The organism is Streptomyces hydrogenans (genome assembly GCF_014656075.1).
Lineage (GTDB): Bacteria > Actinomycetota > Actinomycetes > Streptomycetales > Streptomycetaceae > Streptomyces > Streptomyces hydrogenans.
The window spans coordinates 1-13,253 of the sequence record NZ_BNBS01000097.1; the positions used below are offsets into that span (position 1 = coordinate 1).

At 75.0% G+C, this 13,253-nt stretch carries 12 protein-coding genes; 6 read left to right on the top strand and 6 right to left on the bottom strand.

Annotated elements, in window-relative coordinates; translation table 11 throughout:
* Positions 1–123: 123 nt before the first annotated feature.
* Together IE321_RS30505 and IE321_RS30510 are read right to left on the bottom strand one after the other, a co-directional pair.
* Entirely contained in the window at positions 124–804 is a 681-nt protein-coding gene (locus tag IE321_RS30505; RefSeq protein WP_043232335.1) for an ABC transporter ATP-binding protein, read from the bottom strand.
* Positions 801–1,877 carry an ABC transporter permease gene (locus tag IE321_RS30510; RefSeq protein WP_190225259.1) on the bottom strand — a complete coding sequence of 359 codons (1,077 nt, stop codon included), beginning with the start codon at positions 1,875–1,877 and terminating at the stop codon, positions 801–803. Before IE321_RS30510 ends, IE321_RS30505 begins: the two co-directional genes overlap by 4 nt.
* A 112-nt stretch (positions 1,878–1,989) precedes the next feature.
* Between IE321_RS30510 and IE321_RS30515 the strand changes: the two genes are divergently transcribed.
* Positions 1,990–3,189, top strand: a complete 1,200-nt coding sequence (locus IE321_RS30515) for a sensor histidine kinase (RefSeq protein ID WP_190225260.1) — start codon at positions 1,990–1,992, stop codon at positions 3,187–3,189.
* Positions 3,186–3,821, top strand: coding sequence for a response regulator (locus IE321_RS30520; RefSeq protein WP_043232328.1), 636 nt, complete (start codon positions 3,186–3,188; stop codon positions 3,819–3,821). Before IE321_RS30515 ends, IE321_RS30520 begins: the two co-directional genes overlap by 4 nt.
* An 18-nt stretch (positions 3,822–3,839) precedes the next feature.
* Here IE321_RS30520 and IE321_RS30525 read toward each other — a convergent pair whose 3' ends face one another.
* Positions 3,840–4,169 carry a DUF5955 family protein gene (locus IE321_RS30525; protein ID WP_190225261.1) on the bottom strand — a complete coding sequence of 110 codons (330 nt, stop codon included), beginning with the start codon at positions 4,167–4,169 and terminating at the stop codon, positions 3,840–3,842.
* A gap of 156 nt (positions 4,170–4,325) precedes the next feature.
* Here IE321_RS30525 and IE321_RS30530 point away from each other — a divergent pair, with 156 nt between their 5' ends.
* The 3 genes from IE321_RS30530 (at position 4,326) to IE321_RS30540 (ending at position 8,189) form a co-directional block, all read left to right on the top strand.
* Positions 4,326–4,955, top strand: a complete 630-nt coding sequence (locus IE321_RS30530; RefSeq protein WP_190225262.1) for a nucleotidyltransferase family protein — start codon at positions 4,326–4,328, stop codon at positions 4,953–4,955.
* Between the two features lie 255 nt (positions 4,956–5,210).
* Complete coding sequence (aceB, locus tag IE321_RS30535; protein WP_190225263.1) at positions 5,211–6,842, top strand: malate synthase A; 1,632 nt, start codon at positions 5,211–5,213, stop codon at positions 6,840–6,842.
* A gap of 201 nt (positions 6,843–7,043) precedes the next feature.
* A complete protein-coding gene (locus tag IE321_RS30540) occupies positions 7,044–8,189 on the top strand; it encodes a GDSL-type esterase/lipase family protein (protein ID WP_190225264.1) in 1,146 nt (381 codons plus the stop codon).
* On the opposite strand, the gene IE321_RS30545 is transcribed toward IE321_RS30540, so the two are convergent.
* Together IE321_RS30545 and IE321_RS30550 are read right to left on the bottom strand one after the other, a co-directional pair.
* Positions 8,176–9,972, bottom strand: a complete 1,797-nt coding sequence (locus IE321_RS30545; protein WP_190225265.1) for a hypothetical protein — start codon at positions 9,970–9,972, stop codon at positions 8,176–8,178. The two genes, IE321_RS30540 and IE321_RS30545, sit on opposite strands and share 14 nt — an antisense overlap.
* A gap of 57 nt (positions 9,973–10,029) precedes the next feature.
* A complete protein-coding gene (locus IE321_RS30550; RefSeq protein WP_226651456.1) occupies positions 10,030–11,001 on the bottom strand; it encodes a fibronectin type III domain-containing protein in 972 nt (323 codons plus the stop codon).
* Between the two features lie 134 nt (positions 11,002–11,135).
* Between IE321_RS30550 and IE321_RS30555 the strand changes: the two genes are divergently transcribed.
* Positions 11,136–11,735 carry a hypothetical protein gene (locus IE321_RS30555; protein ID WP_190225266.1) on the top strand — a complete coding sequence of 200 codons (600 nt, stop codon included), beginning with the start codon at positions 11,136–11,138 and terminating at the stop codon, positions 11,733–11,735.
* Between the two features lie 125 nt (positions 11,736–11,860).
* Here IE321_RS30555 and IE321_RS30560 read toward each other — a convergent pair whose 3' ends face one another.
* A complete protein-coding gene (locus IE321_RS30560; RefSeq protein WP_107063404.1) occupies positions 11,861–13,210 on the bottom strand; it encodes a nucleobase:cation symporter-2 family protein in 1,350 nt (449 codons plus the stop codon).
* Positions 13,211–13,253 lie beyond the last annotated feature (43 nt).

Genomic DNA, 13,253 nt, shown 5'->3' on the forward strand with positions numbered 1-13,253 from the left:
GGGCCGGGGCGCACGCAGGGCCGCGGGGTGCGGCCCGCATCGGGGACCCGGGCCGGGGCAGGGTGGCGGGCGCGGCCCCGTGGGGGCCGGGGCCCGGCGCGGGCGGGGGCGCCCGGTGGGGGGTCAGACGGGGGTCGGGAGGGTCAGGTGGCCGTCCTGGACCGTGGCCGTCTCGTCGGCGGAGGCGAGGTGCGCACGGTCGTGGGTGACGAGCACCGTCGCCGTGCCGCGCGCGCGGGTGAGCTCCGCGAGGAGCGCGACGACCGCCTCCCCCCGCTCGTGGTCGAGCGCGCTCGTCGGCTCGTCGACCAGCAGCACGGCCGGCTCGTTCATCAGCGCCCGCGCGATGTTGACGCGCTGCCGCTGACCGCCGGACAGCTGGTGCGGCCGGCGCCCGGCCCGGTCGGCGAGGCCCACCGCGTCGAGGAGTTCCATGGCCCGGTCCCGTACCGACGCCGGTGGACGCCCGGACAGGTGGGCCATCACCTGGAGCTGTTCGACCGCCGTCAGCGAGGGCAGCAGGTTGGGCTGCTGGAAGACGATCCCGATCGACGACCGCCGCAGCGCGGCCCGGCCGGCGGCGTCGAGCCCGGCCGTGTCCGTCCCGGCGACGACGACCCGCCCCCGGTCGGGGGTGACGAGGGTCGCGGCGACGGCGAGCAGGCTGGACTTGCCGGAGCCGGAGGGCCCGACGACGGCCGTCATGCGGCCGGCCGGGACGGTGAGGGAGACCGCGTCGAGCGCGGTGAGCCGCCCGTCGCCGTCCGGGTAGGTCAGGGTCACGGCATCGAGTGCCAGGCTCATCGGACGCTCCCGAGCGCGGTGAGGGGGTCGACGGCGGTGATCCGCCGGATGGAGAGCGCGGAGCCGACGGCGCCGAGCACGATGATCACGCCGGCCGGGCCGAGCACGGTCAGCGGGGAGAGCACGAAGGGCACGTCGCCGCCGCTGACGAGCGCGCCGATGCCGAGCGCGAGCCCGGTGCCGAGCAGTGTCCCGCCGACCAGCATCAGCACGGCCTGTCCGAGCGCGTCGCGCAGCAGGTAGGGGGTGGAGGCGCCGAGCGCCTTGAGGACGGCGACGTCGCCGCTGCGCTGGATGGTCCAGACGGTGAAGAACGCCCCTATGACGAGCGCGGAGATCACGAAGAGGAAGCCGCGCATGAGCTGGAGGGAGCCGTTCTCGGCCTGGTAGGACCCTATGGCGGTGAGGGCGCCTTCGACGGTCCGCGCCTCGGTGCCGGCGGCCGCGTCGCCCGCCGCCCAGTCGACGCCGTCGCCGCGCAGCGCGAGTACCGTCGCCTGCTCCTCCGTCGTGGTGCCGCTGTGGCCGAGCCGCTGCCAGTCGTCGAGGGAGGTCCACACGACGGGCGTGTGGCTGTACGAGGCGTCCCCGGCGACCGCCGAGACCCGTACCTCCAGCGGTCCGAGCCGGACGGTGTCGCCGGCGCGCGCGTCGAGTTCCTCGGCGGCGGACTCGGACAGCACGGCCCCGCCGGGGGCGACGGCGGCGGGCGCGAGGCCGTCGCCGGGCTCCGTGCCGAAGGCGGAGACGGCGGCGGTCCGGTCGCCCGCGACCGCGTTGAGGGTGCGGATGCCGAGCGGCGCCGCCCCGGTCACCCCGGGCCGCTCCGCCCAGGTGCTCCACTGCTTCTCGGTCACCGTCGAGTTGGTGAACGAGACCGACTGCCCGGCCGGCGGGGCGGCGAAGGCGACGCGGTCGGCGGGCAGGCCGGTGATCGCGGAGACGTTCTCCCGCGCGAGTCCGGCCGTCAGCCCGGAAAGGAGCCCCACGAGCAGGGTGATGAGCACGATCACCGTGCCCATGAGGGCGAACCGCCCCTTGGCGAATCTCAGGTCTCTCCATGCCACGAACATGGGGCCAAGCCTGCTGGCGGCCACCCCTCCCGGGCATCGCGCCACGGATGGCTCCGTAATCAAACTTTCGGTTGAGTCCGGATTGTCGGCTCCTGTCTACGCTGGTGGGGCCATGGAACCCCCCTTCTCCCACCCTCCCGCCCGGCTCACCCTCACCCCCGCCCTCCGCGCCCTGCGCCTCTGCCTCCACCTGCTGATGGCGGGGCTCCTCGTGCTGGCGGCGGTGCGCGCCCACTCCACGGCGGGCACGGTCCTCGCGGCCGTCACCGGCGCCGTCTACGCCGCCGGGACCTGGCTGCCGTCCGTGCGGCGCTCGCAGCGGGCCGCCGCCGGGTGGCTCACGGTGCTCGCGCTGTGCTGGCTGGCCCTGCTGTGGGCGACGCCGGAGGCGCTGTGGCTGGCGTTCCCGCTGTACTTCCTCCAGCTGCACCTGCTGCCGGTCCGCTGGTCGCTGCCGGCGGTCGCGCTGACGGCGGGCGCGGCGATCCTGTCGTACGTCGGCCACGGCGCCGCCCTGAACCCGGGGGTCTTCATCGGGCCGCTGCTCGGCGCGGCCGTGGCCGTGGCGACCGTCCTCGGCTACCAGGCGCTGTACCGGGAGAGCGAGCGGCGGCGGCGGCTGATCGAGGAGCTGATCACGACCCGGGCCGAGCTGGCGGCGGCGGAGCGGCACGCGGGGACGCTGGCGGAGCGGGAGCGGCTGGCCCGGGAGATCCACGACACGCTCGCGCAGGGTCTGTCGTCGATCCAGCTGCTGCTGCGGGCGGCCGAGCGGGCGCTGCCGGAGGGATCCCCGGCGGCCGGGCACATCGACCGGGCCCGGCAGGCCGCGCAGGACAACCTGGCGGAGGCGCGCCGCTTCGTGCGCGCCCTGACGCCGCCCGACCTGGAGCACGGTTCGCTGGCGGCCGCCCTGGAGCGGCTGTGCGAGCCGGGCGCGGGGCCGCGGGCACGGTTCTCGGTGAGCGGGACGCCGGTGGAGCTGCCGACGCCGTACGAGGTGGCGCTGCTGCGGATCGCGCAGTCGGCGCTGGGGAACACGGTGCGGCACGCGGGGGCGGCGCGGGCGGAGATCACGTTGTCGTTCATGGAGGACTCGGTGGCGCTGGACGTGGTGGACGACGGCAGGGGCTTCGACCCGGAGGGGACGGGCCCGTCCGGCGACGGCGGCGGCTTCGGGCTGCCGGCGATGCGGTCGCGGGCGGAGTCGCTGGGCGGCACGTTCACGGTGGAGTCGGCGCCGGGGCAGGGCACGGCGGTGGCCGTCACGCTTCCGCTCCCGCTGCCCCAGAACGACGGAGGTCGGTCATGACGGATCCGCTGATCAGACTGCTGCTCGCCGACGACCATCCGGTGGTACGGGCCGGGCTGCGCGCGGTGCTCGACACCGAGCCCGGCTTCACCGTGGTCGGCGAGGCGGCGACGGCCGAGCGCGCGGTGGAGCTGGCGGCGGCCGGGGGCGTCGACGTGGTCCTGATGGACCTCCAGTTCGGCGCGGGGATGCACGGTTCGGAGGCGACGGCGGCGATCACGGCCGTACCGGGCGGGCCCCGGGTGCTGGTGCTGACGACGTACGACACGGACGCGGACATCCTGGCGGCGGTGGAGGCCGGCGCCTCGGGCTATCTGCTGAAGGACGCGCCGCCGGAGGAGCTGGCGGCGGCGGTGCGGACGGCGGCGGCCGGCCAGTCGGCGCTGGCCCCGGCGGTGGCGCACCGGCTGATGGACCGGATGCGGACCCCGGCGGAGGCGCTGACCAAGCGGGAGCTGGAGGTGCTCCAGCTGGTCGGAGAGGGCCTGTCGAACCAGCAGATCAGCAAGGTCCTCTTCCTCAGCCAGGCGACCGTGAAGTCCCATCTGGTGCACGTCTTCGCCAAGCTGGGCGTGGACTCGCGGACGGCGGCGGTGGCGGCGGCCCGCGAGCGGCGCCTGATCCGGCGCTGAGCCGCGCGGCGCCGGGTCTCAGGGCGCGGGCGGCTGCGGGGGGACGGCGGGGCCGAAGAGCTCCACGGCGTGGCGGACGCCCGTCAGGGCCTCGGACAGGGCGCTCACGGAGCCGAGCGAGCCGGCGACGAGGAGCAGGCTGCGGCGCAGCCGCCACACCTCGGGCGCGCCGCTCACCGCCATCGCGTCGAGCGCGGCGAGTTCGTCCTCGGCGATCTCGCGGTCGGCGAGGTCCACCCGGTGTCCGGCCAGTTCCCTCCGGAGCCGGGACACGGCGGACCGCAGTCCGGCCACCCTCGGGTCCACTGCCTCGCCGGTCACTCGCCTCTGCCCCACGCTCCGCAACACGGTCCCCCGCTCCGAGACGTCCGCTCCCCTTGCCCCGGGCGGTGGTCGGGCGCCCTGAGTGGGGGTCAGTTAACTCCCCGGCCGCCCGGCGGGGAAGAGTCCGTGCCGCGCATTCATGCGACCGTGTCATTCCGCGTCGTGCGGTATGCAGTCCCCATGACGAAGACAGCCTCTCCCTCCCCTTCCTCCCCTCCGCTGGTCGCCGGGCTGCTGCTCGCCGCCGGCGGCGGCCGCCGGCTCGGCGGACGCCCGAAGGCGCTGCTGCCGTACCGGGGCCGGCCGCTGGTCGAGCACGCGGTGCGGGTGCTGCGCGAGGGCGGCTGCGCGGTGGTGCACGTGGTGCTGGGCGCGTCGGCGGAGCGCGTACGGGAGCGGGCGGAGCTGCCGGGCTGCGTGGTGGTGGAGAACCCGGAGTGGGAGGGCGGGATGGGCTCCTCGCTGCGGGTGGGGCTCGCCTCGCTGGCGGCGGATCCGCGCGGGGTGGACGCGGCGCTGGTGTCGCTGGTGGACCAGCCGGGGATCGGGGCGGCGGCGGTGGCGCGGGTGCGGGGGGCGTACGGCGCGCGGGACGCGCTGGCGGCCGCCGCGTACGAGGGGCGGCGGGGGCATCCGGTGCTGTTCGGGGCGGACCGCTGGGCGGGGGTCGCGGCGGGCGCGGAGGGCGACCGGGGGGCGCGGGAGTACCTGGCGGCGCACCGTGCCGCGATCGCGCTGGTGGAGTGCGGGGACGTGGCGGAGCCCTTCGACATCGACACGGAGGCGGACCTGTTCCGCCTGGAGGGGTGAGACCGCGTGCTTGCGGGCACCTGGAGTGAAGGGGCTGGCACCGGGAGCCACGTTCTGTCGACCCGAAGAATCTCGACATCAACAAACGATTGAACTTCCACCATGAGGAAACTAATATCCACTGCATAGAAGCGCCTGAGCCCCTGCGATGGCGCTCGCGGCCGTATCTCGGCACCCGCGGCACTCCGTGCCGTCCGTGACGCCCGGCGGCCGCCTGGTACCGCACGCGTAGTCCGCTGAAGGAAGTGACAGTTCATGTCCGCACCAGCGCCGTCCCCCCTGGTCGTCGTCGACGCCGAGCCCCTGCCGCGCCAGGAGGAGGTGCTGACGGAGGCGGCCCTCGCCTTCGTCGCCGAGCTCCACCGCCGGTTCACCCCGCGCCGTGACGAGCTGCTCGCCCGCCGCGCCGAGCGCCGCGCCGAGATCGCCCGCACCTCCACCCTCGACTTCCTGCCGGAGACCGCGGCCGTCCGCGCCGACGACTCCTGGAAGGTCGCGCCGGCCCCGGCGGCCCTGAACGACCGCCGCGTCGAGATCACCGGTCCGACCGACCGGAAGATGACGATCAACGCGCTCAACTCGGGCGCCAGGGTCTGGCTGGCGGACTTCGAGGACGCCTCGGCCCCCACCTGGGAGAACGTGGTCCTCGGTCAGGTCAACCTGATCGACGCCTACACCCGGAACATCGACTTCACGGACCCGCGCTCGGGCAAGTCGTACGCCCTCAAGCCCGCCGACCAGCTGGCGACGGTCGTCATGCGGCCCCGCGGCTGGCACCTGGAGGAGCGCCACCTCGCCTTCGACGGACGCCCGGTGCCCGGCGCGCTCGTCGACTTCGGCCTGTACTTCTTCCACAACGCGCAGCGCCTGATCGACCTCGGCAAGGGCCCGTACTTCTACCTGCCGAAGACCGAGTCGCACCTGGAGGCCCGCCTCTGGAACGACATCTTCGTCTTCGCGCAGGACTACGTCGGCATCCCGCAGGGCACCGTCCGCGCCACGGTCCTCATCGAGACCATCACGGCCGCGTACGAGATGGAGGAGATCCTCTACGAGCTCCGCGACCACGCCGCCGGGCTCAACGCGGGCCGCTGGGACTACCTCTTCTCCATCGTCAAGAACTTCCGCGACGGCGGGGCGAAGTTCGTCCTCCCGGACCGCAACGCGGTCACGATGACGGCCCCGTTCATGCGCGCCTACACCGAACTCCTCGTCCGCACCTGCCACAAGCGCGGCGCGCACGCGATCGGCGGCATGGCGGCCTTCATCCCGTCCCGCAAGGACGCCGAGGTCAACAAGGTCGCGTTCGAGAAGGTCAAGGCCGACAAGGACCGCGAGGCCGGCGACGGCTTCGACGGCTCCTGGGTCGCCCACCCCGACCTCGTCCCGATCGCCATGGCCTCCTTCGACGCCGTCCTCGGCGACAAGCCGAACCAGAAGGACCGGCTGCGCGAGGACGTCTCCGTGGCGCCCGGCGACCTCATCGCCATCGACTCGCTCGACGCCAAGCCCACCTACGCGGGCCTGGTCAGCGCGGTGCAGGTCGGCACCCGCTACATCGAGGCGTGGCTGCGCGGCCTCGGCGCCGTCGCCATCTTCAACCTGATGGAGGACGCGGCCACCGCCGAGATCTCCCGCTCGCAGATCTGGCAGTGGATCAACGCGGGTGTGGAGTTCGAGCACGCCGGGGAGACCGTGAAGGCCACCCCCGAGCTGGCCCGCGAGGTCGCCGCCCAGGAGCTCGCCGCCATCCGCGCCGAGATCGGCGAGGAGGCCTTCGCGGCCGGCAAGTGGCAGCAGGCCCACGACCTCCTCCTGCACGTCTCGCTCGACGCCGACTACGCGGACTTCCTCACCCTCCCCGCGTACGAGCAGCTGGTCGGCTGACGCCGCCCGCCCCGCCCGTCCAGGCCCCGTCCCCGGTGAACGCACAGCTCCGGGGGGCGGGGCCTGTCGCGTCACAGGGGACGTGACGGAACCGAGATACGCAGCTACCTAGCGGTAATAAGTCACGCCGTGCGAGATTCCGCCATGCCACCGGCCGGCGGCTGTCCCCCACACGTCACTGCGTACCGCAGGAGCACAGCCATGCCCTCGACCCCCCACCGTGCGCTGCGCGCACTCCTGGCACTGTGTACCGCCGCCGGGCTCGCCTCCGTCGCCGCCCCGCCGGCCTCCGCCGCCCCCGGCACCGGCCCCACCGCCGTCGTCGCCATGGGCGACAGCTACATCTCCGGCGAGGCCGGCCGCTGGCTCGGCAACGGCCTCACGAACTCCGGCAGCCGCGACGGCACCGACCGCGCCTGGACCGGCGCCGGCTACGACCCCTCCCGGGTGTACGGAACCACCGCGGGCGGCTGCCACCGCTCCGACGTCTCCGAGGTGCGCAGCGCCGGCCCGATCGCGAACTCCCTGATCAACCTGGCCTGCTCCGGGGCGACCACCGAGAACGTCTTCCGCGCCGCGCAGGGCGGCCGGGCGTACAAGGGCGAGGCCCCGCAGGCCGACCGGCTGGCCGCCGTCGCCGCCTCCCACGACGTGGAGCTGATCGCGCTGTCGATCGGCGGCAACGACCTGGGCTTCGCCGACGTCATCACCGCCTGCGCGACCGACTACATCGTCTGGTACTCCTACTGCCACGACGACCAGCAGGCCGAGGTCGACGCGCGGATCGACGCCGCCATGGCCTCCGTCGGCAAGGCCGTCGACGAGATCCGGGCCGTGATGGCCGGTGCGGGCTACACGGCCTCCGACTACCGGATCGTGCTCCAGTCCTACCCGTCGCCGATCCCCCGCGCGGCCGAGAACCGCTACTCCGAGAGCGGCTGGTCCCGGACGAACACCGGCGGCTGCCCCTTCTGGAACAAGGACGCCGACTGGGCGCGGGACTCCCTCGTCCCCCAGCTCTCCGGCCGGCTGCGGCAGGTCGCGGTGGCGAAGGGCGCGCAGTTCCTGGACCTGAGGGACGCGCTCCAGGGCCGCGAGGTGTGCGCGAAGGCGAGCCGGCAGGCGACCGCCGCGCTGCCGCCCTCGGGCGCGACGAGCGAGTGGGCGCGGTGGATCGACAGCCAGAGCACCCAGGGCCTCGTGCAGGAGTCGATGCACCCCAACGCCTACGGCCAGCAGGCGCTCGGGCGGTGCCTCGCGCTGATCCGGGACGTCCCGTCGGGGCACCGGTCCTGCCGGAACACGGCGGGCGCGGGCCCGTCCGGGATGTACCTCACGGCAGGCTGATGCCGAGGGGGCCGAGGACCCGGTCCGCGCCGTGCGGGTCGGCCTCGGCCATCGCCGCGACCAGGGCGGCCGAGCCGCCCGGCCAGTCGGCGGCGGCGGCGTCGAAGGCGGCCCGCCGGTCCTCCAGCGGCCCCTTCTTGCCGGGCAGCCGGTCGAGGACGAGCAGGGCGCGGGCCGACACCGGCACCTGGATCGCGTCGGCCTCCTCGCCGCGGACCCGGAGCGCGTGCAGGGCGTAGGCGCCGATCACCGGGTCGCGCAGCGCCCCGCGGAGGGCGCCGGGCGGGGCGGCGGCGGTGTCGAGGAGCCCGAACAGGGCGCGCACGTCGGCCCCTTCGGAGGCGTGGGCGTGGACGGTGCCGAGCGCGGCCAGCAGCTCCGACCAGGCTTCGGCGGAGTCCCCGCGCGCGTGCAGCCAGTCGGCGAGGACGTGCGCGGCGGGGGCCTGCGGCCACCGCGCGGCGGCGTCCACCAGCTCCCGGGCGGACCAGGCCGTCGCCTCGGCGGCGGTGGGGGCGGCGACCCCGCGCACCCGGAGGAGGTAGCGGACGGTGGCGGCGCCGCGCGGGGTCAGCCCGAAGGCGTCCCCGGCCCGCAGGACCAGGCCGGTGGCGGCGAGCCGGTCGGCGACGGCGGCGAGTTCGCGGGCCGGGCCCTCCAGGCGGGCCCGGTCGTCCTCGGTGAGACCGGCGGAGCCGAGCAGCCGGACGAGTTCGGGCACGGGCGGGGTGACGTAGGCGCCGGTGACGCCCTCCGCCACGGCGACCGGCACGTCCTCCAGGGCGGGGTCGACGGTCCAGTCCTCGTACTCGGCGGCGTGGCGGGCGATCGAGTCGGCGTCGCAGCCGCGCTGGTAGAGCGCGTACAGCAGGTGCGGGGCCTCGCCGCCGTACGGCTCGTACTCCTCCTCCGCCAGTTCCTCGACGGCGGCGAGCAGGGCGTCGGCGTCCCGCTCGGGGTCCCCGGCCTCGACGGCCCGGGGCGGGGGGACGGCGATGCCGGGGTCGCCGTGGTAGTCCATGTGCTCGTCGAGGAGGGCGTCGGCGAGGACGAGGTGGGGGAAGTCGTCGGGGCCGGGCGCGAAACGGGCGTACGCGCCGGTGAGCTGCTCGGCGAGTCCGGCGGCGGTCCAGCGGTCGAGGAGCGCGGCGGCGACCCGGCCGACGCCGGCGGCGACGGCGTGGTCGGTGAGCAGCGGTCCGGTGGCGGGCGGCTCCTCGGCGTCGCGCACGTAGGCGCGGGCGAGGGCCTCGGCGAGCACGGTGTCGGCGAGCGCGGTCCGTCCCATGAGGTCGGCCCGCAGCACCCCGTCGGGCAGCGGCGCGCCGTCGAGGGCGCCGATCCGCCGCCGGACGTCGGCGGCGTCGTCGAGGTCGGTGCCCATGGCCCGCAGCAGCGAGGCGTACCACCGGTACCAGGTGAGGTTGCCCGGGTCGCCCATGGCCCGCTCGAAGTCCCCGGCGCTCTCGTCGACGACGGCCGCGACCCGCTCGCGCAGCCCGCCGTCGAAGCACTCGGCGAGCGCCCCCAGCACGGCCGGGTAGGCCCGCAGCTCCCCCGGCGGCACGTACACGAAGGCCGGCAGGTCCTCGACGAGCAGGCGGCGCACGAGCCCGGGGCCCGGCTCGGGCATCCCGCTCCCCCGGTCGGCCCCGCGCAGCGCCAGCAGGCCCAGCACCACCTCGGCGGCCCGCCGGAAGGCGGGGTCCCGCGCCTCGGCCCCGCCGTCGAGGCGCGCGAGGAACTGGTCCAGCCCGGTATTGGTGAGAACGGTCTCGGCCACGGTTCCAGGGTAGTTCGGGGGCGCCGGGAACGGCCTGAGGGACACCCCCGGGCGGGTTCAGCGCACGACGACCGTGTGCGGGGCGGAGAAGTCGCCCCAGGTGCCGTCGGGGAGGCGGGCGCGGAGGGTGAGGGTGAGGGTGGTGCCGGGTTCCGCCTGGGCCGGGAAGGTGTAGGAGGCGCGGCCGGAGGGCGGGTCGGCGCCCCAGACGACGGTGGTGGCGAAGCGGCCGTCGATGTGGAGTTCGTGGTGGGTGACGGGGGCTCCGGTCTCGGGCGGGGTCCAGGTGAGGGTGATCTCGCCGCGGGCGGAGGTGGCCCGGAGGGCGAGCGGGGAGGTGTTGGGGGGCGCGCCGGGAGCGGGGGCGGTGGTGAGTTCGGCGGGGGCGCTGTCCGGCGAGGAGTTCTCGGCGGCGTCGCGGGCGCGGAGGGTGAGGGAGTAGGCGGTGCCGGGGCGCAGGCCGGCGAGGCGGGCGGTGGTGGCGGTGCCGGGGGCGGTGTGGACGCGGACGCCCGCCTGGTAGACGTCGTAGGCGGTGACACGGGTGTCGTCGCGGGCGGCGGTCCAGGTGAGGGTGGCGGTGGTGGGGCCGTCGGGGGTGGCCCGCAGGGCGCGGGGGGCCGTGGGGGGTTCGCGGTCCTCGGTGGTGGCGCGGAGGGTGGTCGCGGGGACGGCGGGGGTGGCGGGCGAGGTGTTGCCGGCGGCGTCGAGGGCGCGGACGGCGAAGGCGTGGCGGGCTCCGGGGGCGAGGCCGGTGACGTCGGTCATGACGGCGGTGGCGGGGACCTCCTTGACCTGGCGGCCGTCCTGGAGGACCTGGTAGCGGGTGACGCCGCGGTCGTCGGTGGCGGCCTCCCACATGACGTGGACGGTGGTGGAGCTGCCGGAGGCCGCGGTGAGGCCGGTGGGGACGGTGGGCGGGGTGGTGTCCTTCGCCTCCGGGGCCGCGGCGCCGGAGCAGGCGACGAGGGCGGCGAGCATCGCGGCTGTCAACAGGCTTGCGGCGAGCGGGCGTTGGCTGCTTCGCACGACCGGCCTCCATCCTCCGTCGGAAAGGTCCAGACCTATATGGCATGCGGAGGGAGCGGTTCGCAAGAGGGCGTTGTCAGTGGGGCGTGCTCCACTGGGATCGTTACTCTCCGTAGTCGATTCTTGGGGGGATCATGACGGACCGTTCGTTGTACGTGTCGCCGGCCGGGGTGCGGCGGCGCGGCTGGACCGACGCGATGGTGCGGGAGCTGCTGGGGCTCCCGGACGTGCAGGGGCGCGATCCGCGGCGGTTCACGCCGGCGCCGCTGCGGCTGTACCTGCTGGCGCGGGTGGAGGCGGTGGAGCGCACGCCGGAGTTCGCGGCGGCCTCCTCGGCCCTGGTGGAGACGCGCAGGACGGCCGCCGTCGGGGTGCTCGCCGAGGGACGGCGGGCCGCCGTGCTCGCGGCGATCCGGACCGAGCCGATCCTGGTGCCGCGGCTGCCCGCGGCCGAGCTGGAGCGGCGGGCCGCCCGCCACCGGCACCTGCTGACCGCACGCGGCCCGGGCGGACGGACCGCCCCGCCGCCCGGCGGCTCGCTCGTGCGCTGGCAGGTGGGCTACCTCCGGCAGGCGCTGGGCCGGTACGAGACGCTGCTCGACGGGCTGTACGGCGACACCGGCCGCCGCGAGGCCGAGCGGCTGCTGCGGCGCAGGCTGTACGAGGCGATCGCCGCCGTCTACCCCGCGCTGGCCCGCGAGTGCGCCCGGCGGATCGCGCTGGAGTGGCGGTGAGGACACGGGAGGCGACTCGGGGAACCACGCCGGGAACGCCACAGGGGACGACGACGCCCCGGGCCCCGCGCGGTGCGCGGGGCCCGGGGCGGGCGGGACGGGGACGGCGGGGGTGGTGGCGGGTCCTAGTGGGCGTGGGCCGCCTTGGCGCCGCGGGTCTCCGAGATCTCGTCGCCCGGTTCCATCGGCGCGGTCACCTCGTCGTCGTCCGTGCGCCGGCCGAAGTGGTTGAAGACCACGTTGAGCAGGACGGCGGCGACACAGCCGGTGGAGATGCCGGAGTCCAGGATGATCTGGGCGGTCTCCGGGAAGGCGTGGTAGAAGTCCGGCTTCGTGATCGGGATGATGCCGACCGCGATCGAGACGGCCACGATGAGGACGTTGTTGTCCTTCTCCAGGCCGGCCTTGACCAGGGTCTGGATGCCGCTGGCCGCGACCGAGCCGAAGAGGACGACACCGGCGCCGCCGAGGACCGGGCGGGGCACGACCGAGATCAGCGAGGCCATCACCGGCGACAGGCCCATCAGGACCAGCAGACCGCCGCCGCAGGCGACGACGAAGCGGCTGCGGATCCGGGTCATCGCGACCAGGCCGACGTTCTGCGCGAAGGCGCTGCACATGAAGCCGTTGAAGAGCGGGCTGAGCGCCGAGCCCAGGGTGTCGGCGCGCAGGCCGGCCGCGATGGTCTTCTCGTCGGCGGGCCGCTCGACGATCTCGCCCAGCGCCAGCATGTCGGCGGTGGACTCGGTCATCGAGACCAGCATGACCACGCACATCGAGATGATCGCGGCGAGGGCGAACTGCGGGGCGCCGAAGTGGAAGGGGTTCGGGAAGCCGACGATGTCCGCCTCGGTCACCGGGGAGAAGTCGGTGGCGCCGAAGGGTATGGCGATCAGCGTGCCGAGGACCAGGCCCACCAGGACCGCGATCTGCTTGAGGAAGCCGCGGGTGAAGCGGCGCAACAGCAGGACGATGGCGAGGGTGACCGCGGCCAGCCCGAGGAACTTGCCCGAACCGTAGTCGTCCGCCGCCGGGTTGGGCCCCTGGGCCCAGCCGAAGGCGACCGGCAGCAGCGAGATGCCGATGAGGGTGATGACGGTGCCGGTGACGACCGGCGGGAAGAACCGCACCAGTCTGGAGAACCACGGCGCGGCCAGGAAGCCGAGGAGACCGGCGACGATGATCGCGCCGAAGATGATCGGCAGCGCGTCGGACTTGTCCTCCGTCGTGTCGACGATGGCCAGCATCGGGGCCACGCCGGCGAACGTGACGCCGTTGACGAAGGGGAGCTTGGCGCCGATCTTCCAGACACCGAGGGTCTGGAGGAAGGTCGCGAGGCCGGCGGTGAAGAGGCTCGCGCCGGTCAGGAAGGTCAGCTCGGTGCCGGAGAGGCCGACGGCCGCTCCGACGATGAGCGGCGGGGCCACCACGCCCGCGTACATCGCGGCCACGTGCTGGAGGCCGCTGGTGAACATCTTCAGTGGGGGCAGGGTCTCGTCGACCGGATGCTTGGTCCGG